General features: G+C 34.3%; 17 protein-coding genes and 2 other annotated features. Of the genes, 4 read left to right on the forward strand and 13 right to left on the reverse strand.

The features are described from left to right. Positions 1 to 365: 365 nt before the first annotated feature. Entirely contained in the window at positions 366 to 1,922 is a 1,557-nt protein-coding gene (locus B7R65_RS11675; protein WP_088042964.1) for an ABC-F family ATP-binding cassette domain-containing protein, read from the forward strand. A 139-nt stretch (positions 1,923 to 2,061) separates the two neighbouring features. Here B7R65_RS11675 and B7R65_RS11680 read toward each other — a convergent pair whose 3' ends face one another. The 3 genes from B7R65_RS11680 to B7R65_RS11690 all read right to left on the reverse strand — a co-directional run bounded on the left by B7R65_RS11680 (position 2,062) and on the right by B7R65_RS11690 (position 5,903). After that, a complete protein-coding gene (locus B7R65_RS11680) occupies positions 2,062 to 2,655 on the reverse strand; it encodes a nitroreductase family protein (RefSeq protein ID WP_088042965.1) in 594 nt (197 codons plus the stop codon). Between the two features lie 128 nt (positions 2,656 to 2,783). Next, on the reverse strand, positions 2,784 to 4,472 hold the full coding sequence (gene argS, locus B7R65_RS11685) for an arginine--tRNA ligase (protein ID WP_088042966.1): 1,689 nt from the start codon (positions 4,470 to 4,472) through the stop codon (positions 2,784 to 2,786). Between the two features lie 49 nt (positions 4,473 to 4,521). Then, positions 4,522 to 4,742, reverse strand: a binding site (T-box leader). A 102-nt stretch (positions 4,743 to 4,844) separates the two neighbouring features. Next, positions 4,845 to 5,903, reverse strand: a complete 1,059-nt coding sequence (locus B7R65_RS11690; protein ID WP_088042967.1) for an HD-GYP domain-containing protein — start codon at positions 5,901 to 5,903, stop codon at positions 4,845 to 4,847. A gap of 227 nt (positions 5,904 to 6,130) precedes the next feature. On the opposite strand from B7R65_RS11690, the gene B7R65_RS11695 reads away from it, so the two are divergent. After that, positions 6,131 to 7,216 carry a tetratricopeptide repeat-containing glycosyltransferase family 2 protein gene (locus tag B7R65_RS11695; protein WP_256941284.1) on the forward strand — a complete coding sequence of 362 codons (1,086 nt, stop codon included), beginning with the start codon at positions 6,131 to 6,133 and terminating at the stop codon, positions 7,214 to 7,216. Between the two features lie 129 nt (positions 7,217 to 7,345). After that, on the forward strand, positions 7,346 to 8,380 hold the full coding sequence (locus B7R65_RS11700) for a glycosyltransferase (RefSeq protein ID WP_218780422.1): 1,035 nt from the start codon (positions 7,346 to 7,348) through the stop codon (positions 8,378 to 8,380). Between the two features lie 452 nt (positions 8,381 to 8,832). Here B7R65_RS11700 and B7R65_RS11705 read toward each other — a convergent pair whose 3' ends face one another. The 7 genes from B7R65_RS11705 to B7R65_RS11735 form a co-directional block, all read right to left on the reverse strand. After that, positions 8,833 to 10,215, reverse strand: coding sequence for a bifunctional glycosyltransferase family 2 protein/class I SAM-dependent methyltransferase (locus tag B7R65_RS11705; RefSeq protein WP_088042969.1), 1,383 nt, complete (start codon positions 10,213 to 10,215; stop codon positions 8,833 to 8,835). A gap of 199 nt (positions 10,216 to 10,414) precedes the next feature. Then, a complete protein-coding gene (rfbA, locus tag B7R65_RS11710; protein ID WP_088042970.1) occupies positions 10,415 to 11,296 on the reverse strand; it encodes a glucose-1-phosphate thymidylyltransferase RfbA in 882 nt (293 codons plus the stop codon). 228 nt (positions 11,297 to 11,524) lie between these two features. Then, the gene (locus tag B7R65_RS21310; protein WP_218780429.1) at positions 11,525 to 12,247 is read right to left on the reverse strand and encodes a hypothetical protein; all 723 of its coding nucleotides are present in this window, start codon (positions 12,245 to 12,247) and stop codon (positions 11,525 to 11,527) included. A 204-nt stretch (positions 12,248 to 12,451) separates the two neighbouring features. Further along, positions 12,452 to 13,939 (reverse strand): exosporium glycoprotein BclB-related protein, encoded by a 1,488-nt coding sequence (locus B7R65_RS11720; RefSeq protein WP_306298464.1) that lies wholly within the window; start codon positions 13,937 to 13,939, stop codon positions 12,452 to 12,454. A 295-nt stretch (positions 13,940 to 14,234) separates the two neighbouring features. After that, the gene (pheT, locus tag B7R65_RS11725) at positions 14,235 to 16,649 is read right to left on the reverse strand and encodes a phenylalanine--tRNA ligase subunit beta (RefSeq protein WP_088042971.1); all 2,415 of its coding nucleotides are present in this window, start codon (positions 16,647 to 16,649) and stop codon (positions 14,235 to 14,237) included. Positions 16,650 to 16,667: 18 nt separating this feature from the next. After that, positions 16,668 to 17,702 carry a phenylalanine--tRNA ligase subunit alpha gene (pheS, locus tag B7R65_RS11730; protein WP_088042972.1) on the reverse strand — a complete coding sequence of 345 codons (1,035 nt, stop codon included), beginning with the start codon at positions 17,700 to 17,702 and terminating at the stop codon, positions 16,668 to 16,670. A 63-nt stretch (positions 17,703 to 17,765) separates the two neighbouring features. Next, positions 17,766 to 18,015: a binding site (T-box leader), on the reverse strand. A 134-nt stretch (positions 18,016 to 18,149) separates the two neighbouring features. Further along, positions 18,150 to 18,899 carry a TrmH family RNA methyltransferase gene (locus tag B7R65_RS11735; RefSeq protein ID WP_088042973.1) on the reverse strand — a complete coding sequence of 250 codons (750 nt, stop codon included), beginning with the start codon at positions 18,897 to 18,899 and terminating at the stop codon, positions 18,150 to 18,152. 104 nt (positions 18,900 to 19,003) lie between these two features. Between B7R65_RS11735 and sspI the strand changes: the two genes are divergently transcribed. Then, on the forward strand, positions 19,004 to 19,213 hold the full coding sequence (sspI, locus tag B7R65_RS11740) for a small acid-soluble spore protein SspI (RefSeq protein ID WP_088042974.1): 210 nt from the start codon (positions 19,004 to 19,006) through the stop codon (positions 19,211 to 19,213). 63 nt (positions 19,214 to 19,276) lie between these two features. Here sspI and B7R65_RS21915 read toward each other — a convergent pair whose 3' ends face one another. The 3 genes from B7R65_RS21915 to B7R65_RS11755 all read right to left on the reverse strand — a co-directional run bounded on the left by B7R65_RS21915 (position 19,277) and on the right by B7R65_RS11755 (position 23,909). Beyond that, positions 19,277 to 21,010 carry a glycine betaine ABC transporter substrate-binding protein gene (locus tag B7R65_RS21915; RefSeq protein WP_218780423.1) on the reverse strand — a complete coding sequence of 578 codons (1,734 nt, stop codon included), beginning with the start codon at positions 21,008 to 21,010 and terminating at the stop codon, positions 19,277 to 19,279. A gap of 6 nt (positions 21,011 to 21,016) precedes the next feature. Continuing rightward, positions 21,017 to 22,219, reverse strand: coding sequence for a quaternary amine ABC transporter ATP-binding protein (locus B7R65_RS11750; protein ID WP_088042976.1), 1,203 nt, complete (start codon positions 22,217 to 22,219; stop codon positions 21,017 to 21,019). Positions 22,220 to 22,817: 598 nt separating this feature from the next. Then, complete coding sequence (locus B7R65_RS11755) at positions 22,818 to 23,909, reverse strand: M42 family metallopeptidase (RefSeq protein WP_373419572.1); 1,092 nt, start codon at positions 23,907 to 23,909, stop codon at positions 22,818 to 22,820. Positions 23,910 to 24,303: the final 394 nt, after the last annotated feature.

The following is a 24,303-nucleotide window of genomic DNA, read 5'->3' on the forward strand; positions in this document are numbered from 1 at the left end:
AATGCAATTAATCGATTTGATTTTAATTCTTTATGTGACTTCGTGTTAATAATTTCTATTAGCTCTGTTGTATTTTAAAGTTACTTTCGACAAATTGATAAAATAGATAATCATCGAAACTCATACAAAAAATTGCAACAGAGACTCCTTAGATCGAAACGAACGTGTGTCTCTTAGCGGTTTTCCACTATAAGAGTGGATTCTCATGCAAATTTTTAATCTTGTTTAACAGAGACTTCATTTAAAAAATATTGAACACATACCGCCTTGCAGACTATAATTAGAAAGTGACTGTTTAAATTCTGTTCCTTCTATAAGGAACATAACGATATTAGCAAATGAAAAAATAGAAAAGGTGTAGATTAATGAGTATATTAACTGTAAAAAACTTAAGTCATGGCTTTGGTGATCGTGCAATATTTAATGATGTTTCTTTCCGTTTATTAAAAGGCGAACATATCGGATTAATCGGTGCGAATGGTGAAGGTAAATCAACTTTCATGAATATCGTAACAGGTAAATTACAACCTGATGAGGGTAAAGTAGAATGGTCTAAAAAAGTACGTGTAGGTTATTTAGATCAACATGCCGTCCTACAAGCAGGAATGACAATTCGCGATGTGTTAAGTAGCGCATTCCAATATATGTTTGATATGGAAAACGAAATAAATGATTTATATGTTAAAATGGCTGACGCTACTCCTGAAGAAATGGAAAAAATGCTTGAGGATGTTGGCATTTTACAAGACACTTTAACTAATAATGATTTCTATATTATCGATGCAAAAGTTGAAGAAATTGCTCGTGGTCTTGGTTTAGAAGATATTGGCCTTGAACGAGATGTTAATGAATTATCTGGTGGTCAAAGAACAAAAGTTCTTCTTGCTAAACTTCTATTAGAGAAACCAGATATTTTATTACTAGATGAGCCTACAAACTATCTGGATGAACAACATATCGAGTGGTTAAAACGCTATTTAAATGAATATGAAAATGCGTTCATCTTAATTTCACATGATATTCCATTCTTAAATAGTGTAATTAATTTAATTTATCATATGGAAAATCAAGAATTAAATCGTTATGTAGGTGACTACGATAACTTTATGGGCATCTATGAAATGAAAAAATCTCAATTAGAATCCGCATTCAAACGTCAACAGCAAGAGATTTCTGAGCTTAAAGACTTTGTTGCACGTAACAAGGCTCGTGTATCAACTCGAAATATGGCAATGTCTCGTCAAAAGAAACTTGATAAAATGGACGTAATTGAACTTGCTAGAGAAAAACCAAAACCAGAATTCCATTTTAAACCAGCACGTACTTCAGGCAAGCTAGTGTTTGAAGCAAAAAATCTTGTGATTGGTTATGATGAACCACTTTCTCAACCATTAAACTTACGAATGGAACGTGGTCAAAAAATTGCACTAGTTGGGGCAAATGGAATTGGGAAAACAACATTAATGCGTAGTTTACTTGGAGATATCAAGCCAATTTCAGGTGAAGTTGACCGTGGAGAATTCCTTCATATCGGATATTTTGAACAAGAAGTAAAAAACGATAATAATAAAACTTGTATTGAAGAAGTATGGGACACTTTCCCTTCATTTACGCAATACGAAGTTCGAGCAGCACTTGCAAAATGTGGCTTAACAACAAAACATATTGAAAGTAAAGTTGCAGTATTAAGTGGTGGTGAAAAGGCAAAAGTTCGTTTATGTAAACTGATTAATGAAGAAACAAACTTACTTGTACTCGATGAGCCTACAAACCATTTAGACGTTGATGCAAAAGCTGAATTAAAACGTGCATTACAAGAATATAAAGGTAGTATTTTAATTATCTGTCACGAACCTGAGTTCTACCAAGGCCTTGTAACAGATGTATGGAACGGTGAAAACTGGACAACTAAAGTATTCTAAACTGAAATTTTGAAGGAACTTGGTCAGCAACCTGGAGCGAGACATAACAAAATTTAGAGTAAGCTCGTATAACTTGATATTTAAATATACCCTAAAACAAAAAAGAGTGACTGATCTTCATCAGTTACTCTTTTTTATTTTAAAGTGTAATATTTTGACTTAATTTTATTGTCCATTCACTTGGATGTTTTCTCTTCTTCGTTGCTTTAGGTAGTGTATTAATATATCCGATGTGTAGTGCCCCTAAAATTTTTCGATTTTCTGGAATACCCATTTCATTATAAAATTGATTATCAAAAATATAAGGGTTTGTACGCCAAACCATCCCAATATTTTTTTCCCACGCTGCTAATTGTAAGTTTTGAACAAAAGAACAAGTTGCCCCTATCGCTTCTAAATTCTTTTTCTCATTTTCTGTATGTTCTGTCGTAATGATTAAATGCATTGGCGTTTCAATTATATACGTACTAAAAAACTCCACTGATTTTTTAATTTTTTCAACTGTATATGTATCAGTTAGTTCCATACGTTGATAACTATCTACGATTTTTGAAGCGTAAAATTCCTTTTCTTTTTCTTCTGAAACCATAATGAATTGCCAAGGTTCTTCTTTACTATGAAAAGGTGCATATGAAGCTGCTTCAAGGAGTTCCATAAGTATTTCTTCTGAAACCGGATCTTTTTTAGTATCTCTTATCGTTCTTCTATTTTTAATTGCTTCTAATATTGACATATAAAGTTAATCTCCCTAGTATGATTTCATTTACTCATCTATTATAAATGGAAATGATAATCATTTTCAACACATAAATAAAAAAACAGATATGAAAGAATCAATCCCTTACATATCTGCTTTAATCATTACATCTCTTTTGGTGAACGTATTCCTAATAGTCTCAGACCTTCTTCTAAGATAGTCGAAACAGTTTTTACTAATGCAAGTCTACTTTCTAATTGATCATCGTTTGTTAAAATATGTGTATTTCCATAATATTTGTTAAAAGCTTGAGCAAGATCAATAGTATACTTTGCAATAATAGATGGCTCAAATTGATCAAAGCTACGTGTTACTTTATTAGGAAACTCTAGTAGTAATTTGATGATCTCCCAACTATAAGTATCATCCAATCCATCTTGTTTGCTCAAATCAGGATTATCAGCTTTAGATAAAATTGAGTTAGTTCTAGCAAATGAATATTGGACATATGGTCCTGTTTCTCCTTCGAATTTCAGCATTTTTTCCAGTGAAAATTCAAAATTATTCATTCGATCATTTTTTAAATCTTGGAAAATAATTGCTCCAACTCCAACCATTTCCGCAACTTCTTCTTTATTATTCAAAGAAGGGTTTTTTTCTGCAATATTTTTATTTGCTAAACTAATAGCTTCTTCAATTACCTTTTCAAGTAAAACAATTTTCCCTTTACGAGTTGACATTTTTTTACCATCTTGAAGGATTAGTCCAAAAGGAACATGAACCATATTTTCTGACCATGTGAATCCCATTTTATTTAACACAGTAAATACTTGATTAAAATGTAGGGCTTGTTCTCCACCTACAACATAAACAGCTTTATCAAAATCATATGTTTCTTTACGATAAAGTGCCGCTGCTAAATCTCTTGTAGCATATAAAGTTGCGCCGTCTGACTTACGAATTAAACACGGAGGTAAATCTTTTTCTACCATTTCAACTACATCGGCACCCTCAGATTCCACTAATAATTCTTTTTCTTCAAGTAATTTGATAATTCGATCCATTTTGTCATTATAGAAAGCTTCTCCATTAAAACTATCAAATTCTACGCCTAATAAATCATATACCATCATGAATTCTTTAAGTGATTCCTCTCGAAACCACTGCCATATTATTATCGCTTCTTCATTCTTTTCTTCTAATTGTTTAAACCAACTTCTTGCTTCTTCTTCAAGGTTCGGTAATTGTTTTACCTCTTCGTGAAATTTTACATATAATTTTAATAGCTCTTTAATCGGATTTGCCTTTACACTCTCCTCATTTCCCCAAAGCTTATATGCAACAATTAGCTTTCCGAACTGTGTTCCCCAGTCTCCTAAATGGTTAACCTTTATTGCTTTATATCCATTTTTCTCTGCAATTTTACCGATAGAATTTCCGATCATTGTTGAGCGTATATGCCCCATTGAAAAAGGCTTTGCTATATTAGGAGAGGAGCAATCGATTACAATTGTTTTTTCTTTTTCAAGTACTTTATTACCATATTCTTTTCCTTGATTTAATACGATATCAATTACTTGTTTACTAACTACTTTTTTGTTTAAAAAGCAGTTAACATATGGTCCGTTCGCCTCAACCTTTTCAATTACCTCCCCCTTAATTAGTGGCGCCAATTCATTTGCAATCATTACAGGTGATTTTTTTAATTTTTTAGCGAGTTGAAAACAAGGAAATGCTAAATCACCTTGATCAACATAACTTGGTTTTTCGATTAACTCACTAATTTCAGTAATTGTTAATGCACCATTTAATGCTTTTTCTAATTGTTCACTGTACAGTAATTCATAATTCATCCGTCATCAATCCTCTCTTGATAATAAAATAAAAAACCCGTCTCTTATAAAAAGAGACGGGTTTAAATAATCCGCGGTACCACTCTAATTGCTCAATATACTTGAACCAACTTTAATTTTGTTAACGAGGTCTTCCCCGGCATAGTCCTACTACTAATTCAGACCGCTTCTCCAAAGTGCGCTTCATCTTACTCGTTCTATTAGGCTTTCACTATCCCTAATTCGCTAAAAGACCGTTGATAAGACTACTCTCTTCATCAAAAAATTTTCAATATTCATTTTTATCATTTAATCATATTCAATAAAATATAACAAGAAATTTTTAATAAAAAATGACATTTTAGGCATATCAATGTAGTTCACTAACAGAGCTTATTTTTTTAAAACATCAACAACATAAGTAGTTAACTCTACACTTAAATCTAAATTATATGGTAATATTGCTTTCCCATTTTCCTCATAAATACTAATAATTGGTCGATCATTTAATCCTTCATTTTGCTGAATTACATACCCTTTCCTACCGTCATTTAAGCTAAGGAATGTTTTTTTAGGGTAAACGTAAACGGCACTACGGAATGCTTCCACATATTTAATATTTAATTTAGTCGCCACCATAGTATATAAAATTTCTAAGGCTTGGTGAGGAAGATATGCTTTTCGATATGAACGATTTGTTGTAAGTGCATCAAATATATCAGCTACACTTATAATCATTGAAAAAGGGTGTATAAATGGTTCTTTTATTCCTCTTGGATAACCTGTTCCATTTAGAGCTTCATGATGCTCCATTACCATTTTGAGTATAATTTTTGGCAAACCAGGATTTTCAGTTAACATTTGATATCCTAATACAGGATGGGTTTTTATGATAGAAAACTCTTCGTTAGTTAATGGACCTTCTTTAAGTAGAATTTCTTTAGGAATACTTAATTTACCAATATCATGTAGAAGTCCACCTAAAGTTAGCATTTTTAAGTCTTCTTTTATTAATCTCAGTTCATTCCCAATAGCTAAAACATACAGAGCTACATTTAATGAGTGTTCATAAAGATAATTATCGTATTCATAAACAGTTGAGAGTAATGAAGATAAATCTCTCTTTTTGGAAGTTTCTTCTATTAATTGATCTACAATCGGAAAGAAATTCTGTGAGACAAATTCAACACTTAATCCATTTTCAATATTTGATACATTCGTATAAACTTTTTCTATTTCATTAAGAACTTCTCTTTTATTTAACGATGTCTCAATTCTTTCCGAATTTTCATCATTTAATTCGATATCTTTGAAATCAAACTTTTTTAATCGATTCAGCATTTCTTTTGTTAAAGGAATATTTTCACGTACTAATACTTTTCCATCCTTACTAATAATCGGTTTTTCTATTTTTATTCCTTCTTTTAAATTCAGTGTATCTATTAAACTCATTTCAAATCCTCTTATCAATGTTATTTAGTAAATATGTAAATATGTAAATAAACGATCTAAATCAAACTTATTTTAAATTAAGTATAACAAATAAAGTAAAATTTTATTTGTTTAATTCAAAATAATCAAAAAAGTTAATTAAGATCTTACTGTAATCATTTTTTCATTCATCTAAAAAAGCACCTTTTTATGACAACCTTAATAACATAGAAATTGAGGTGGAATTTATGAAGAAGAACTCGATTACATTAAGTCTTTGTATGATTGTTAAAAACGAAGAATCTGTTCTTACAAGATGTCTATCATCTATTTCTAATATCGTAGACGAAATCGTAATTGTTGATACTGGATCAACCGATAATACTAAAAAAATTGCAAAGAAATTTACAGATTGTATTTTTGATTTTAAATGGATAGATGATTTTTCAGCAGCTAGGAATTACGCGTTTTCAAAGGCAACTAAGGATTATATTCTATGGTTAGACGCCGATGATATCATCACAAAAGAAAATGCAAATAAATTACTTGAACTAAAAAAATCATTAAGTACAAACGTTGACGCTGTTGCAATGAAATATCATCTTACATTTGATGAAGATGGCAATCCAAGTTTTAGTTCGGTACGAAACCGGATTGTGAAGCGTAGCAGAAATTTTAAATGGTTTGGCTTCGTTCATGAATACTTAGAGGTGTACGGCGAAATTATTCAGTCCGATGCTGCGATCATACATCAAAAAGATAAAGAATATTCTGATCGCAACTTAAGAATTTATGAAAAGTCAATTTCATCAGGTAAACCGTTAAGTCCCCGAGATAAATATTATTACGCAAATGAATGTTTAGATCATAAAAAATATGAAACTGCCATTGAATGGTATCGGAATTTTCTAGATGAAGGAGAAGGATGGTACGAAGATAATATACAGGCTTGTGGTAAAATGGCAGATTGCTATTTAAATTTAGATTTAAACGAAGAAGCAATTAGTAGCTGTCTAAGATCCTTTAGTTATGATAGCCCTCGAGGTGAAAATTGTTGCCGACTTGGCTATATCTACCTTCAACAGGGTGATTATCCTCGTGCAATTTCATGGTATAAAATAGCTACATTGATTGATTTACCAGCAAATAGCCCATTTATTAATCAAGTTTGTTACACCTGGCTACCCCACTTACAATTATGTCTATGCTATAGTCGTTTAGGCGACCAACTCACTGCTAAAAAACACAATGACATAGCAGCTAGCTATGCTCCGAGTAATCCCTCTGTCATTTATAATCAAGAATATTTCCGAAACTACTTTAAAGAGCAATAATTCACTGTTAGTTATTTTACTAATTTCCTTCCAGTTATCTATACAATTTCAAAAACCGAATGTCATATTCCGTTATTAGTTTGGATTAATTTAGAAAAGAGTGATATTTTGATAACGATTAGTTTATGTATGATTGTTAAAAACGACGAGGCGGTAATTGAGAGATGTTTAAATTCGGTTTTTGATTTAGTGGATGAAATTATACTAGTTGATTTAAATTCTACTGATAGAACGTTAGATCTAGCTACAAAATTTACAAATCACATTCACAGTTTTGATTCAACTCAGAGTTATGAAGAATCAATAAACTATTTATTTAGTTTAGCAACAAAGGACTTTTTATTTTGGTTAAAACCAAGTGAAGTATTACTTGATGAAAGTCGACTGAAGTTCCTACAATTAAAACAAACCATTAATTCTAATACTATGAAAAATCTATCGATAAATTATAATCTTAACTCCGTAACTGACCAATTGCTTACTAGAATACTATGTAGAGAGAGTACACTTTCTATTAATAAAGAGAATTTCGATGAATTATCTTTAACTAATCCCGTTTTAATTTCCGATATTGAAATTTCGAACCTACCATATACTAATGACAATAAAACTAACTTAATTGTATATGGAAAAATGATAAGTCATGATATACAATTCTCACCAAGAGATTTATTTTATTACGCTAAAGCCTTAAGTGATGATAATCAATATGATAAAGCAATCAAATATTTTTTAAAATTTTTAAGAACAAATCAAACTTTTGAAGAACATAATATTTTAGCATGTAATTATATTGCAAATTGTTATCACCACTTAAATTTAAACGAACTGGAACAGACTTGGTTATTGAAAGCACTTCAATATGGTAAGACTCATCCTGAAACTTGCTGTAGACTTGGATATTTATTTTTAGAAAAAAATAATTACGATTCTGCTATTTATTGGTATAAAGAAGCCATTTTAAATAAATTTAATGAGAGATTAAAAAGCTGTAACCCTTCTTGTTCAACTTGGCTACCTCATCTTCAACTAGCAGTTTGCTATGATAAAGTTGGTAAATATGAACTAGCTTATAATCACAATGAAATAGCTTTGAAATATTTTCCAGCTCATCCTAGTATTTTATCAAATCGAACTTACTTTACTAATCTCTTAAATAAATAGCCTCTTTTCTTTAAATTGTTGTTTTGAATTGTTGAGGCAAACTGAACGTGAAGAAATGAATTGGATCAGAAGGTTCGATTTCGCAGAGAAAGTTAAGCTCACTGCCTGCCCTGCGGAAAGTGATTTTTCTATTGCTTTAATGTAGATTTTCTTAATAAAATGGCTCTGTTATAAAAGATTGTTGATTGGAACGATAGGATGCTCGCTTTTCCGTGGGTCGTGCTGCTTTAGCCTCCTCGGCGCTATGCGCCTGTGGGGTCTCAACTGTCACACAACTCCCACAGGAGTCGAGCCCCTTACGCTTCAATCAAATTCTTATATTTATAAATTGTCTTCTTTACGTCAATCTCAATGAAAACATTTTTTTAGGTAGCCTTTATTTAAATATCAACAATATACATTAACAGAAGCAATAAAATAAAAAAAGGTAGTTGATATTTTCAACTACCTTTTTAGTTATTTATTTTTTTTACATGTAATAGCATTTGGTACACTTCGAGATTAGAGGTTAACTGATCTAGTTGTATACCAAAACTATACGCTAAGTGTACAACCTCTTCAAAAAATAATTTTATATTCTTATCTACATTAATATTTTCATTGTTTATAGAAACGATTTCGAATGTATAAGAAGGGAATAAATTTCTTATCGATTTTGGTGTAAAAAATCTAAGATGATTTTTATTTAATATACCTGCATGAATATAGTTCCAATCTCCATTTAATAATTGAAAAAGAACTTCACCATGCGAGACATTTGGTACTCTACAAATAATAGAACCGTTAGGTTTTAAAAATTTACTAATTTCATTTATATAATTCCACGGTTCTTTTAGATTCTGAAGAATATTATCAAGTAAGATGACATCAAAATACTCGTGTGAATAACTAAAATTTGTATCTTCTGTATTTAACTGATCCACATTATTATAAAATTGCTTAGCGATTGAAGCTAGTTCGGAATTTGACTCAACTCCATATAATTCACAATTGTAACGGTTCTTAATTTCCAATCCAGTTGCGCCAGCTAAACATCCAATTTCTAAAACTCTACCTACATCTTTAGGAACCATTTCAATAATTTCTATCTTTGGATAAGCAGTATCAATTAACTTATTTCCCCATTTTTCAATATACCTTATCCGATTTTCGAAATATAGCTGGTTCATATTAATATCAGTATTCCCCTGAAAAGTCACATGTCCAAAATGATGTACAAATGAATCTAAAGCGATACGCAATTCATACCCTTCTAAAACGGTTCTTAAACAAATGTCATCATCCTCGAATGATCCTAGCCTAAATCTTTCATCAAATCCGACTAAGATATCCATTAATTCACGTTTTACTAATAAACAAAATCCAACTAATCTTAAAACTTGCTTTGACTTTCCCTTTACCTTTTCACAGTAGTTTATCGCAAAAGCGTTTATTTCATTATCTGTTTGATAGTCGACTTGAACCTTTTGTAATCCACTTACATAGTTACTCACAGGTCCAACCATCCCGATTTTCTCGTGACTATATAAAAGATCGAGCATAGCATCCAACCAATTTTCAGTTACAATTGTGTCATTATTTAAAAATAAAATATTATCACCTGTTGCAACTTTGACCCCTTGATTGCATCCTTTTGCAAATCCCATATTCCTATCATTCAGAATTGTAATAATTGATTCCATACTGTTTAAATACTCTCTAGTTCCATCGGTGGATCCATTATCAACGACTATAATCTCTATTTGATCTTTATTCGTATATTTTTCAATACTTTCAAAGCATTTTTTTGATACGTCTAATTGATTATAAGTTAAGATAATAATACTAGTTTTCATTCTTTAAGCACCTTCTTAAATTTCGCTTTAAAGGCTTCCTATAATTTAACAGCATCTTATTAATAAAATGATATGAAATAATTTTTCTATTTTGTGCTTCAAATTATGTTAATTTTCTTCGATTATCTCAATAGATTTTTTATACTCCATTGAATGACAGTTGACTATTGAGCATTAACGAACTAGTCCCGGCATTGATTTATTTCGTTGATTCTGCTAATTCAATTATATAAAGTAGATATTTTCCATAATCGCTTTTCTCTAAAGGCTTTGTAAGGATTTTTAATTGCTCCAACGAAATATAACCTTTGCGATATGCAATTTCTTCGATACATGAAATTCGTAAACTCTGTCTTTTTTGAATCATTTCAATAAATGTTGAAGCTTGAATTAATGATTCATGAGTTCCAGTATCTAACCATGCAAAACCCCTACCTAATATTTCAACATTCAATTGTCCATTATTTAAATAATGTTCATTTATATCTGTTATTTCATATTCCCCTCTAGCGGATGGTTTGATCTGCTTAGCAATATCTATTACTCTATTATCATAAAAATATAATCCAGTCACTGCATAGGTAGACTTTGGCACAATTGGTTTTTCCTCTATCGAAATCACTTTTCCATTTCGATCAAATTCTATTACTCCAAATCTTTGTGGATCATTGACATGATATCCAAATACTAATGCTCCTTCGTTTAATAAAGCAGCCCTTTCAAGTATTTTTGTAAAATCATGACCATAAAAAATATTATCTCCTAGTATTAAGGCAACGGAATCTTCCCCAATAAATTCCTCTCCAATTATAAATGCTTGAGCAATTCCTTCAGGCTTCTCTTGTGCTATAAATTCTATATTTATTCCAAGATCCGAACCATCTCCTAATAACTCTTTAAATCGTGGCATATCTTGGAGGGTAGAAATTATTAAGATGTCTCGGATTCCGGCAAGCATTAAAATAGAGAGTGGATAATAAATTAAAGGTTTGTCATAAATAGGCAATAATTGTTTAGAAATTACCATCGTTAAAGGATACAATCTCGTTCCATTTCCACCAGCAAGTATGATTCCTTTCAATCTATACACATCCTAACTCAAACTTAAAACAAAACAATCAATAGCATTAATTAACATATTCAACTTGAGAATAATTTGCTTGTATTAAAAGCTTACTTGGTAAAATTTCGATCCAACCCTTACTTTCTTAAAAGAAAATCCTCATTTATATTTCCAATAGATAACTATTGAATCATAAATGAGGACTATATCAAATTTTACTTACACTATTATTCTTTAAACTCAGAGTTAAAGAATACGATGAACAGCCCAATAAATACCTGCTGTATTGTTTCCACCAAGTGTAAGTGGAATTGTCAATCCATCTGCTACATAGAAGAGACCAATGACATCTCCTGCAGTAAGAACTAAATCGCCTGTGATAGTGACAGCACCATCTCCAAGGATTGCTCTCAAATTCAATACTGCTAATATATTTACATCTAATATTGGAATTAATCCGCTTAATAAATCAGTAGTAGCCGGCGAAGTTCTTCGAATAACAAATGAAGGATTTATACCTGCTCCGATTCCTACAGTTAAAGTCGCAGTTGTTGAGTAGTTAATCGTTGCTTCAAATACATATCTACCTGTTGCAGGTACTGTAAAATTACCAGTAACTGGGTTAAACGATGCATTTCCGTATTGAGGATTTGTTACGCTCCAGTTTATTAATTGCGTACTTGCAGCAGTATTTACTGTCGGAAGAAAAGCAGAGAATCCGTCAGCAAGAACACTTGGTCCAGTTGCACCGGTTGCTCCTGTTTCGCCTGTTGCTCCCGTTGCTCCTGTTGCTCCTGTTGGACCCGTTGGACCCGTTGGACTCGTTGGACCTGGTGGGCCTGGTGGGCCTGGTGGGCCTGTAATCCCTGTAATTCCTGTAGGTCCTGGAGGAGCCGGCGGAAACGTTACTCCTGTAGGTCCTGGAGGAACTGGATTAGGTGACCCTGGTGGGCCTGGTGGTATTGGCAAATAGATACACCTCCAAAATATATTTGACGTACACTTTATAGTATTAAAAGTGGACAAGTTGGTTTGGATATAAATACTATTTCTATTAAAAATCCGCAAAAAAACCCTACCTGCTAGATTCAATTCCTATCACTGATAGTCAATTGTAATCTAGTTTGGTAGAGTCAAATTTTTATTCCTATTTTTTTACTATCTATTTATAAATTAATTTATTGCTACTCCTGCGCTAGCGTATCCCGTAACTACGTTAATAAGACTAGCACCATTTGCAGTTGCAGTATATACCATCATTAAACGAGTTTGTGCAGCTACTGGTATTACTAATCCTGTAGCAATACCGCTCGTAATTTGACCTAATGAAAGTGGACCTACTAGAGCTGGTAATGTGACGCTTGCACCTGCAACTGGAGTAAAGTTATTGCTATTTGCTGGTGCACTATATAATTGTGCAGTGACCACAATATTTGTTCCTAAAAGAGCCAAAGCTACTACGTTACTATAAGATGCTGAAATAGACGTAATTATACCAGCTCTAGGCATTGAGAATGCAAAATCAAGAACTTCAGTTGGCAATCCAGTTCCAGTTAAATTAATCGCTGGGCCTGGTAGTAATGCAACATTCGGAATTGAACTTCCAAATCCTACAAGACCAGCTGTTCCTGCTAATCCAGTTAAAATTGTAGACATCACAACTGGTGCACCTGATGCAAACGGAATAATTGCACCCGTTCCTGGTATACCTGTTGCTCCTGCTGTTCCCGTTGCTCCTGCTGGACCTGTTGCTCCTGCTGGGCCTGTTGCTCCTACTGCTCCTGTTGCTCCTGCTGTTCCCGTTGGACCTGCTGGGCCTGTTGCTCCTACTGCTCCTGCTGTTCCCGTTGGACCTGCTGGGCCTGTTGCTCCTGCTGGGCCTGTTGCTCCTGCTGGGCCTGTTGCCCCTGCTGCTCCTGTTGCTCCTGCTGCTCCTGTTGCTCCTGCTGCTCCTGTTGCTCCTGCTGCTCCTGTTGTACCTGCTGCTCCTGTTGTACCTGCTGGACCCGTTGCTCCCGCTGGGCCTGTTGGACCTGGTGCTCCTGGTGTTCCTGGTGTTCCTGGTGCTCCTGTTGGACCAGGTATTCCTGCTGGGCCTGTTGCTCCTTGTGGACCTGGTGTTCCTTGTGGGCCTGCTGGACCTGTTGCTCCTGGTATTCCTGCTGGGCCTGCTGATCCTGTCGGACCTGCTGGACCTGCTGGGCCTGTTGCTCCTGGTGCTCCTGTTGAACCTGCTGGACCTGTTGCTCCCGCTGGACCTGTTGCTCCTGCTGGACCTGTTGCTCCTACTGGGCCTGGAGGACCTCCTGAAGGACCCGTTGGACCTGTTGGACCTGTTGTTCCTACACCTGTTGCTCCTGTTGCTCCTGTTGCTCCTGCTGTTCCAGGTGTTCCCGGTGTTCCTGGTGTTCCTGGTGTTCCTGGTACTCCTTGTGGACCCATTGGTCCCATTGGACCTCTTTTTCCTCTATCTCCGTCTTCTCCTTCTTTTCCTCTTTTTCCTCTTTCACCTTGTGGACCTGTTGGGCCAGTTGGACCTGTCGTGCCAAATCCGAAAGGAGGAGTTGGGCCAGTTGGACCTGTTGGGCCAGTCGGGCCTGTCGGACCACATGGAGGGAAAGGTGGTTGTGGCGGCATTGGTGGGATTGGTGGTAATGGCAATTAAAATACACCTCTTATATTAAATTTTATTTGTACAATTTATAGTATAAAAAAAGGACAAATTGGTTCATTCACACCATAAAAATGAGTCAAAAAATAGGTGAATACTCTATTAAAATTTATTAATAGAGTATTCACCCAACAAAAAAACCAGAAATCTAAGATTACTGGTTTTTTGTTATTAATATAAATTGTCATTATGATGATATTTTATTTACAAATATATCATTATTCGGGCTTATGATACTCTATGGAAAAGTACGATAATCAGCCAACAATTCAACGCGTATAAATTTTATCCTCTTAATTGAGCACTATGTGTTTCTTCGACTGCTTTTAGTACTTTTGAATGAGATTTAGTTACTTCTTCATCTGTTAATGTACGTTCAGGATCAAAGTAAGTTAATGAGAATGCCACTGATTTTTTACCAGCTTCCATTTTTTCTCCTTCATATAAGTCAAAAATAGTAGCGTCTTTTAAAAGTTTGCCACCAGCTGATCTGATGGTAGTAAGAATATCTCCTGCAAAAACTGAAGAATCCACTACCAATGCCATATCTCTATTCATAGATGGGAATCGAGGGATTGCATTATATAAAATATCATCAAATTCAGTAGTTAATAATTTTGCAAGTGATAATTGGAATACATAAGTCTCTTTAATATCCCACTCTTTTTGAGTAACTGGATGAACTTGACCGATAAAACCAATTTCTTCCCCATTTAATAAAATACTTGCTGTACGACCAGGGTGTAACTCATCTTTTTTAGCTGCTACATATGAAATTTTACTTGTTAGGCCTAATTCATTAAATAATCCATCTAAAATACCTTTTACAACATAAAAATCAACGACTTTTTTCTCACCTTGCCAAGCATGTTGTAACCATAAACCAGTTAAAGCCCCCGCTAAGTATTCTTCTTCACGCGGAAGTTCATTCTTTTCCATCGTTAAGAATACTGAACCAGTTTCAAATAATTGAACATTTTCTTCTTTACGAGCTACATTATATGAAACAGCATCTAATAAATGAGGAACTAAACTAAAACGTAATTCACTACGCTCTTCACTCATTGGTAATGATAAGCGCACAGGCTCAGCATCTCCAGATTCCAGAGCAAATCGTTTTACCTTACTATTACTTGTTAAAGAATAAGTAACTGCTTCAAAAAGTCCTGTATGTTGTAAAAATTGACGTATTTTTCTACGTTTTGCTTGATATGGAGTTAATTGTCCACGGCTAGCAACACCAGTTGGTAGAGTAGCTGGAATATGATCGTATCCATATAATCTTCCTACTTCTTCTACCAAATCTTCTTCAATTGAAATATCTCCACGACGACTTGGTACAGTTACAGTGAATACCTCTCCGTCTTGTATTGCTTCTAAGCGTAAGCGACGGAATATATCTTTTACAGTTGCAGCATCAATAGATGTGCCAAGTACACCATTTATTTTAGTTACAGAAACAGAAACAGTTTTAACTTCATCTGCTAAGTGATCAGCAATTACTATGCCATCTACGATAGTCCCACCAGCAAGTTCTGCCATTAACTCGGCAGCACGTTCTGAAGATGGGAACGTACGAGATGCATCGATACCTTTTTCAAAACGAGCACTTGATTCACTACGCAAACCTAAATCTTTTGATGTTTGACGAACACTTTGACCTCTAAAAACAGCTGATTCAATTAATACATCTACCGTTTCTTCATCTACTTCCGTATTTTGACCACCCATTACTCCTGCAATCGCAACAGCTTCTTTTTCTGTCGAAATAACTAAATGATGTGGCTGTAATGATCTTTCTTCACCATCTAATGTAACAATTGTTTCATTCTCATTAGCTTGGCGAACGATAATTTGCTTACTATTTAATTTATGATAATCAAAAGCATGAAGTGGTTGACCATATTCAATTAAAATATAATTCGTAATATCAACAACATTATTAATTGGACGAATCCCTGCACTCATTAAACGTGCTTGCATCCAAAGTGGAGAAGGTCCAATTTTCACACCTTTTACTAATTTTGCGCTATAGTAAGGAGCATCTTCTTTCGATTTTACTGAAACAGAAACATAATCAGCAGTTGAAGTGGAATCAGCTTTTACTGATGGTAGTTTTACTTCACGATCTAAAATGGCAGCTACTTCGTACGCTACTCCAATCATGTTTAAACAATCTGCACGATTTGGTGTTAGACCTAATTCCAATACAGCATCGTCGCGATGTAAAACCTCTAAAGCGTCCGCTCCTACTTCAGCATCATTCGGTAATACAAAGATACCATTAGAGAATTCTTTTGCGACTACCTTACCTTCAATTCCTAGTTCTTGAAGTGAACAAATCATTCCTTCAGATACTTCACCACGTAATTTAGCCTTCTTAATTTTAAAATTACCTGGTAATACAGCTCCTACTTTTGCTACGATGACTTTTTGACCTTTCGCAACATTAGGTGCTCCACAAATAATTTGTACAGGTTGTTCCTCTCCAACATCAACTGTACATTTTGATAATTTATCAGCCTCAGGATGTTGTTCGCGTTCCATTACATAACCTACTACAACATTTTTGATTCCTTCAGAAAGATTATTTACCCCTTCAACCTCAATACCTGCTTTTGTTATTAATTTCGCAAGTTCTTCAGGTGTAACACCACTTAAATCAACGTATTCTTGTAACCATTTAGTTGATACAAACATGTTTTGTCCCCTCCTACCTTACATTTGTTGGAATTGCTTTAAGAATCGAATATCGTTCGTATAGAAATGACGGATATCATCAATACCATATTTTAATAATGCGATACGTTCTGGTCCCATACCGAAAGCAAAACCTTGAACTTCTTTTGGATTATAACCTGCCATTTCAAGTACATTTGGATGAACCATTCCAGCACCTAAAATTTCAATCCAGCCAGTTTGCTTACACATATTACAGCCTTTTCCACCACATTTCATACAAGAAATGTCCATCTCTACTGATGGCTCAGTGAAAGGGAAGAAACTTGGACGTAATCGAATTTCACGATCTTCACCAAACATCTTTTTCGCAAAAAGTTGTAATGTCCCTTTTAAATCACTCATTGAAATGTTTTCACCAATTACTAATCCTTCAATTTGCATAAATTGGTGTGAATGCGTTGCATCATCATCGTCTCGACGGTACACTTTACCAGGACAAATAATTTTTATTGGACCTTTTTCAACATTTGCTTCCATCGTTCTAGCTTGCACTGGAGAAGTATGAGTTCTCATTAATGTTTCTTCTGTTATATAAAATGAATCCTGCATATCACGTGCCGGATGACCTTTTGGTAAATTTAATGCTTCGAAATTGTAATAGTCTTTTTCAACTTCTGGACCTTCAGCAATTTCATAACCCATTCCAATAAATAGGTCCTCGATTTCTTGAATAACTGCTCTTAAAGGATGTACACCACCAGAGCCAACTGGACGACCAGGAAGGGTAACGTCAATGCTTTCACTTTCTAATTTTTCGTTAATAGCATTTTGCTCTAGTAAAACTTGCTTCGCTTCAAGTTTTTCTTGGATCGCTGCACGTACTTCATTTGCAACTGCTCCCATTTTTGGACGCTCTTCAGGAGACAAATCCTTCATTGCTTTCATTGCCTCAGTAATCGGACCTTTTTTTCCAAGATAAGCAATTCGTACTTCATTTAATGCTTTTAAATCTTGTGCTTCTTCAATTTGCTTAATTGCTTCTTCTTGTAAAGAAACTAAACGCTCTTGCATGAATAATCCTCCTAATCATTTTTCAATTTTTTTAATTTTAAACATAAAAAAACCTCGCTCCCAAAAAGGGACGAGGATTGATCGCGGTACCACCCTAATTAACAGTTAATAATTGCAAACACAAAGTAACTGCTCACTTCATTCATATAACGATCTACTTAGATAGACCGAGTCGCCTTTACATTATAAAAATGGTCCCGGCGCTAGCTCAAGAGGTGAATTCAATTTGATCTTCTATAAAAGTGCTTTCAGTCTACGACACTTTCTCCCTAAATAGAGATTTAAATTTACTATTCTCTATCAATGCTTTTATGTATTAAATTTTCTTAACTTATTATAGTGATATTTTCTAATTAATGCAACTGCTCTTCAACTATATTTTTAAAAGAATTTAATGATTCAAAAATTGGTGCTAAATATTCATATCATTTTCTAAATTGACGTAGCCTATAAACTGTACATTAAAATTCCAGCTGCTATACCCACATTTAATGATTCAGCTTTTCCATAAATGGGAATGTAAAGATTTTCATCTGTTTCAGAAAGGAGTTTTGAATTAACACCTTTTCCTTCGTTTCCAACAATAATGGCAAAACGAGATGAGACGCTAACTTCATTAAACGGTTTTGCATTTTGAAGTGAAGTTCCGTATACTTTCATTCCTTTTTCCTTCAAGTTTATAATTGTTTCACCTAGATCTCCGCGTACGATTGGTAAATGGAATAAAGATCCTTGTGTTGAACGAATCGTTTTTGAATTATATAAATCGCTTGTACCAGTTCCTAAAACAACTGCATCATAGCCAGCAGCATCAGCAGTTCTAATCATCGTCCCGACATTACCTGGATCTTGAACCTCATCAATTAGTAATATTTTCGAAGTTTTTTCAAAATCTACTCTAACAAATGAGAATTCAATAATCGCATAAATACCTTGAGTTGTCTCTGTTTCGCTTAACTCTTTACTAACTTCTTTTGAAATATAAGTAATCTCAAAAGATCCTGTTGAAAAGTTTGATGGCATATCAATTTCTTCACAAATTAGTAAATGGAGAATAGGGGCATCATGTTTAATTGCCTCCTCAACTAAATGAAATCCTTCTACTATAAATTGTTTTGCTTTATCTCGACCTTTTTTTGTATGTAGCTTTTTCCAAGCTTTTACAGAAGTATTTTGTATGGAATCAATTTGTTTCATGAAAATTCCTTTACCTTTCTACGTATATCTTACCGTTAATAATACATAAATTTGTTTCTGTTTACAAATACTACATAAAGCTTAATATGAAAGGAGAATTCAAAATGAATTTTAACATTCGCGGTGCAGTTCTTCACAATATTACTGGGAATAATAGTGATCAATTAGAGGCAACAATCGTTGACGCCATTCAAAGTGGTGAAGAAAAAGTTTTACCAGGTTTAGGAGTCCTTTTAGAAGTTTTCTGGAGTCATGCTTCTGAAGAACAAAAGCATGCATTATTAGCAGTTCTAGAAAATGGAGTAAAGGGTTAAAACAAAGTGCATATGCACTTTGTTTTAACCCTTTACATCTTTTCAGATATGACAATACAGACTTTATTTTTGCTTATTCTTCAGGTCTTCAATCGAATCGATATCCATGTACTCAGGAACCGTTAATCCCAATTTAGTACCTTTTAAATTTGGTCCAAGATCGACCAATTTATTTTTATATTCTTTAATATAATCAAAGTGTGTAGTTGGAAGCCATGCAGCTACTAATGCATCTGCACTTCCATTGGCTACTCCTGCAAACATAGGACCTGCTTCGACTTGTTTTATTGTTACGTCATAACCTTGATTTTTCAAGACAGTTCCAATCACATTTGTACTAGCAATTTCTGACTCCCATGCCACATAGACGAGACTAATTTTTTCGTTTTTCCCATGTGGTACTCCATTCGTCCATTTTGATACAATATCCTGATGTTTTTTCACCCAATTCTCAGCTGCTTTCTGTGGCTTCATTCCTCCCTGGATATCTACCATCACTTCTTCCATATCAGATGGTTTCCAATAGAATTGGTCAAGAACCTTATATGCTCCTGGATTTTCTTCTTTTAATCCTTGTCTGACCATTGTGTGGATTGATTCATCTTTACCGAATGAACCTTTTGGATCTTCTAAATACTTCAGCTTATATTTCGAAAACATCCAATGAGGAGTCCACCCTGTGACAATGATTGGTTCTTTTCTTTCATATGCTTTTTTCAATTCTGCAGTCATAGCTGCAGAAGAACCTTCTTTTAAGGTCCAGCCCTTCAAATCATAATCAACCATAGCCTTTTCTGTTGCTTTCATCAGACCTGCTCCAGGGTCAATACCTGTGATTTCATAATTTACCGAATCACCAACATTGTTTGAAATGCCATTTTCAGCTTTGTTCCCTGTAAAAGCAACTCCGATAATAGATATGGTTAGGATTAGTGAAAATAATCCATATACGTATTTTTTAGTAACTATTTTCCCATAGGCAGGTTTAAGTAAATTTTGGGAAATTCTGTCCAAGATAATCGCAATGATGACGATCGATAGACCAGCTTCGAAACCTTCCCCAACCTTAATTTGTGTAACTGCACGGTACACTTCTGCACCTAAACCAGGTGCACCCACTAATGAGGAGATAACAACCATCGATAAAGACAGCATGATACTTTGATTGATACCGGCTAATATAGTAGGCGCAGCAAGTGGTAACTGTACCTTAAATAGCTTTTGCCATGTTGTTGATCCAAAAGCATTTGAAGCTTCAATCAATTCCTTTGGCACTTCTCGAATACCTAGATTTGTCAGCCTAATCGTTGGTGGAACAGCGAAAATAACGGACGCTAAAATTCCAGGAACAACACCGATTCCAAAAAAGAGAATTGATGGGATAAGGTATACAAATGCCGGCATTGTTTGCATGAAATCAAGAACAGGAGAAATAACCTGTTTTACTCCTTCTTTTTGAGAAGCCCAGATTCCTATTGGGATACCTATTACAACTGTTATGACAACAGACGAAATAATTAACGCCATTGACTCAATTGTTGCATCCCAAAGGCCAAGATTATTTATTAACAACAAGCCGATCAATGTAAATAGACCAACAGTCCATCGACTTGTATAACATGCGATTATTGTAATCAATAAAATTAGAACTATGGAAGGACCGAGTCCTAATACCTTGACAAGGATTTCCAAAATGGTTTCGGTGATGTTTGTAACTGCACTGAAAAAAGGATTGAAATATTTGATAATCCAATCAACGATTAAATCAATCCATTCAGCTAAAGGTAATTTTTCCATACCCATTTAACCTCCTTTTATGTTTAAATCGTCTTTTTTACCCGCAAGCGCTCCAATTACGGCCCCACGGATAATGACACCTTTTAATCTATTTTCATTATCTACAACTGCAAGCGGAAGAACAGAAGTTGCAAGTGCTTCTATTACATCAGTTAGCAATGTCTCCTCAGAAACCGCTACAATATTTTTTTGCATGGCTTCTTCAACTGTTTGGTTTTCCCTAAGAGCAATCGAAGCATCATCCGCTGTAATTGCCCCAAGCAATTTTTGTCTACGATCGACAACAAAAATACTAGAATATCCTTGATCTCTCATTATTTGTAGCGCCACCCTTGGACCGCGATCTGGGGTAATTCTTTCAGCACGCTTTTGAACATTCGCTGCCGTTAAAACTTTTGATAGGTCTACATCCTCTACAAATCGTTCTACATATTCATTAGCGGGATTAACCATTATTTCTTCCGGTGATCCGATTTGAATAATATTGCCGTCTTTCATAAGTGCAATTCTGTCACCGATTCGCAAAGCTTCATCAAGGTCATGCGTTATAAATATAATCGTTTTTTTCAATGTTTCTTGTAATTCTAAAAGTTCATTCTGCATATCCTTACGAATTAATGGATCTAGTGCACTGAAAGCTTCATCCATTAGTAATATATCTGTGTCACTTGTAAGAGCCCTTGCAAGACCTACCCGTTGCTGCATTCCACCACTTAACTGTGACGGAAATTGGTTCTCATACCCTTTTAATCCGACAATCTCTAACGATTGCAAAGCTTTTTCTCTTCTATTAGAAGGAGGAATATCTTGAATTTCAAGACTATATTCCGTATTTTCAAGAACAGTCTTATGGGGGAAAAGAGCGAAATTTTGGAATACCATACTTATTTTCTTCCTTCTCACATTTCTTAACTTTTGTGAGTTCATTTTCACAATATCTTCATCATCTATTAATATTTGACCTGTGGTCGGTTCGATTAATCTATTCAGCATTCGAATTAATGTTGATTTACCACTGCCCGAAAGTCCCATAACAACAAAAATTTCCCCAGGATAAATCTCAAAACTAGCATCATTCACACCAATTGTAGCTCCTGATTGCTCTAAAATTTCTTTTTTTGAAAATCCTTTCTCAAGCAATTTTATTGCGTTTTTTGGAGATTTCCCGAATATCTTCGTTACATTTTTCACGACAACTTTTGATTTCATCATCTCACCTCAAAACTATTATTTTTTTGAATCTTACAACTAGCATTTCAGTTGGTATTAGTTATAGTTCCGGCGCAAGTAATCTATCAAAATTGAACATTAAGAACTGTATTTTTAATTTGAGTCAAGGAAAAACGAAAGTAGCCAAGTACTATAAAAGATCTTGGCTACTCGTTATTCGACAATTATGAATGTTATTTACTACGTAAATAAATTCAATATCATTTTGAAGTTAATTTGGAGAAATTAAAAGAAGAAACTATCCAAAGTCATTAAAAAAGACAAGTAGTCATTTCAAAAGTTCCATTTGATTTGTACTTATATCAAAAAGAAATAAGTTCGCACCAGAACGCATTGCTATAACCAATCCCAACGTATTATCCACATCTTACTAAAAGTTGTAATACCATCGTAACAATAAAATGTGACGAAGATATGTCAGAACGATGTTAGACGTGCTACATTATATTACAATTCATAAACTACCTATCTCTTAATGGAAGACATTTTCACTTTAACTCTAGATAATTCTCGAGTGAAACATGTAAATGAGTTTCCAACAAAAAAATCCCTCAAATGTCATTGAGGGATTTTCCAATTAATTATAAGTTAATTTTTCAACTGTTTCTCGATCTAATCGTTTAATAACTTCTACAATCAGTTTTACTGTATTTTCATAATCATCACGGTGAAGTATACCAGAATGGGAATGAATATATCTCGTTGGGATTGTAATTGCTATTGCAGGAACACCTTTCATTGTAATATGCATTGCACCTGCATCTGTGCCACCACCTGGCATTGATTCATATTGATAAGGGATTCCACATTCTTCAGCCACATTTACGACAAATTCACGTAAATCTTTATGTGAAACCATAGATGCATCGTATAAAACGATTTGTGGACCTTTACCTAACTTACCTTGTGCTTCTCTTTCAGAAACACCTGGCATATCTCCTGCTACACCTACATCTAATGCAAACCCAATATCAGGCTCAATTGCATATGTAGAAGTTTTAGCCCCACGAAGACCTACTTCTTCTTGAACAGTACCTACGCCAAAAACGATATTAGGATGAGGTTGATTTTGTAGTTGTTCTAAAACGTCGATTGCGACTGCGCAACCAATTCGATTATCCCAAGCTTTTGCTAGTAATAATTTTTCATTTTTCATCGTTTGAAATTCAAAATATGGTACAACTTGATCACCTGGTCGTACACCAAATTCCATTGCTTCTTCTCGGCTTGAAGCACCGATGTCAATAAACATATCTTTTATATCAACTACTTTTCTTCTAGCCTCTGCACTCATAATATGTGGCGGTTTAGAACCGATAACTCCAACAACATTACCTTCTTTTGTCGAAATTGTAACACGTTGAGCCAGCATAACTTGTGACCACCAGCCACCTATTGTTTGAAAACGTAAGAATCCTTTATCATCTATTTGAGTTACCATAAATCCAACTTCATCAAGATGTCCGGCTACAAGTATTCTTGGACCATTTGCATCTCCAGTTTTAACTGCAATCAAACTTCCTAAATTATCCGTTGTAACTTGATCTGCAAGGGGTGCGATGTATTTTTTCATGACTTCACGGGGTTCATGCTCAAAACCGGCTACACCATTTGCATCTGTTAATTCTTTTAACATTTGTAACTTAGCATCTAAAGTAGACAAGGTCATCCATCCTTTTATTTTTAAAGTTTATGTACAACTAATATTATACATTCACGTATTCCTTTTGACAAAATCTTATGTAAATTTAATTATTATGCTCCTATATGGAGCTTAGTAGCTCTCCACTTATTGATGCTCGCTTTATAGTAGGATGTATCTCATTGCAATGCGCATGAGTGAGTCACACCTTTCCTACTGCTCCCGCAAGAGGCTCGCACCTTCCACTCCAATCATCTATTAGATCAATAGTTTGCATTATTAATCCCTTTAAAAAACAACAATGTTAGAAAAACCTAAAATTAGTTTAAACTTTGAACACAAGGTGACTTGCTGATTAGTCGCATAAAATTCATAGGATTCTCATGAAATTAACAAATTAAGTTAAATAGAACTATTTTTT

This window comes from Bacillus sp. EAC (assembly GCF_002156875.1).
Lineage (GTDB): Bacteria > Bacillota > Bacilli > Bacillales > Bacillaceae_G > Gottfriedia.